Genomic DNA, 1,894 nt, shown 5'->3' with positions numbered 1-1,894 from the left:
TTGGCATGCCCCTCACTGAGCAAATGGTGGGCATGCAGGCGACTCATCACGCCTTTGTCGCAATACAGCAGGTACTGGCGAGTAGGGTCCAGTTCCTTGAAACGAGCGTTCAATGCATAAAACGGCATCGTCTGCACCTCAATGCCAGCGAGTTCCAGCGGCTCGTCTTCAGCGGCATCCGGGTGACGGATGTCGATGATGATCTGGCCCGCCAGAGCTTCGCTGACTTCTTCGATCTGCAAATCCTGGCCCAATTCGTCGATTACGCGATCGATCGGCACCAGTTTGGCGTTTTCGAGCGCACGCTCGAGTACCGCCATGTCGAATTCTTTCTCTTCATGCTCCACGCGCGGACGCTTGGCGTGGGTCTTTGGGTTCACCGAGATGACCCCGCAGTATTCCGGCATGTGCTTGGCGAAATCGGCAGTGCCGATTTCGTTGGCCAGGTCGATGATGTCCTGCTTGTGACTGGCGATCAGTGGACGCAAGACCAGCTTGTCGGTCACGCAGTCGATCACGGACAGGTTCGGCAACGTCTGGCTCGACACCTGGGAAATCGCTTCGCCGGTGACCAGCGCTTCGATCTCCAGCCGATCGGCAATACGGGAAGCAGCGCGCAACATCATACGCTTCAAAACTACACCCATATGACTGTTATCGACTTTCCCGAGAATTTCTCCCAGTACTTCCTCGAACGGCACACTGACAAATAACACGCGTTGGGAGCTGCCGTACTTCTTCCAGATGAAGTGCGCGACTTCCATGACGCCCAGTTCGTGGGCTCGTCCGCCCAGATTGAAGAAGCAGAAATGGCTCATCAGCCCGCGGCGCATGATCTGGTAGGCGGCGACGGTGGAATCGAAGCCACCGGACATCAGTACAAGCGTCTGTTCCAGGGCACCCAGCGGATAACCGCCGATGCTGTTGTGCTGGCTGTGGATCACGAACAACCGTTTGTCGCGAATTTCGATGCGAACTTCGATTTCAGGCTCTTTGAGCGAGATTCCGGCGGCGCCGCACTGACGACGCAGTTGGCTGCCGACGTATTTCTCGACGTCCATGGAGCTGAATTCGTGCTTGCCGGCACGCTTGCAGCGCACCGAAAAAATCTTCCCGGCCAAAGCGTCACCGAAGTGCTGCTTGCACTTGGCGACGATGTCGTCGAAGTCGCCCAACGGGTATTCATCGACCTGCAGGAAATGCGCGATACCCGGCATGCAGCTCAGGCGCTCGGTCATCTCCTTCAGGGCTTTCGGCTCGCTGACGCGGGTTTCCAACTCGAGATTGTCCCACACACCGTTGACCACCACAGCCGGGTCCAGATCGCGGAGCACGGTACGGATGTTTTTGGCCAACTGGCGGATGAAACGCATCCGTACCGGGCGGCTCTTGATGGTGATCTCGGGGAAGACTTTTACGATTAGTTTCATGAAAACAGCGCGCGCTGGGCCAGCCGAAAAAGGGGGGCGCGGATTATAGCGGAAATTGCTCAAGGTTTAACCAGTTAATGTGCAGAAGGTTTTGTGCGCACCAAAACAGGTCATTTGTGGAATTCGACGCTACATTACAGGGCGAGGTTTGGCGCTTTTCGAGGCTTTGCACCTTTATAAGCGTGATATTGGGGCAAAAAACCCATGGTGGGGCACTGGCATGCAATTTGCTCCCTTGTGAGGCAGGTTGCCTTGGCAGAGTATTCGCGCCGGCATCACCCACATTCTAAGGGCATCCACTACTAAGCCCGAAGCCACCCGGAGGACACTATGTCGAAGTCGGTTCAACTCATCAAAGATCATGACGTCAAGTGGATTGATCTGCGCTTCACGGACACCAAAGGCACTCAGCACCACGTGACCATGCCGGCTCGCGATGGGCTGGATGAAGCTTTCTTCGAAGA

The 1,894-nt window shown here is 56.1% G+C and carries 2 protein-coding genes; one reads left to right on the top strand and one right to left on the bottom strand.

Going from position 1 to position 1,894, the window contains the following annotated elements:
- The coding region (thiI, locus tag ACIPLA_RS05250; protein WP_401172052.1) for a tRNA uracil 4-sulfurtransferase ThiI at window positions 1-1,430 on the bottom strand (1,430 nt) is incomplete at its 3' end.
- A 330-nt stretch (window positions 1,431-1,760) separates the two neighbouring features.
- On the opposite strand from thiI, the gene ACIPLA_RS05245 reads away from it, so the two are divergent.
- Window positions 1,761-1,894, top strand: a 134-nt coding sequence (locus ACIPLA_RS05245) for a hypothetical protein (RefSeq protein WP_401172071.1), incomplete at its 3' end; no start/stop codon positions are given.

It is taken from the genome of Pseudomonas sp. NPDC086112, from assembly GCF_044746425.1.
Classification (GTDB): domain Bacteria; phylum Pseudomonadota; class Gammaproteobacteria; order Pseudomonadales; family Pseudomonadaceae; genus Aquipseudomonas.
The sequence above is the reverse complement of the archived record's forward strand: the minus strand, read 5'-3'. Positions and strand labels throughout refer to the sequence as shown.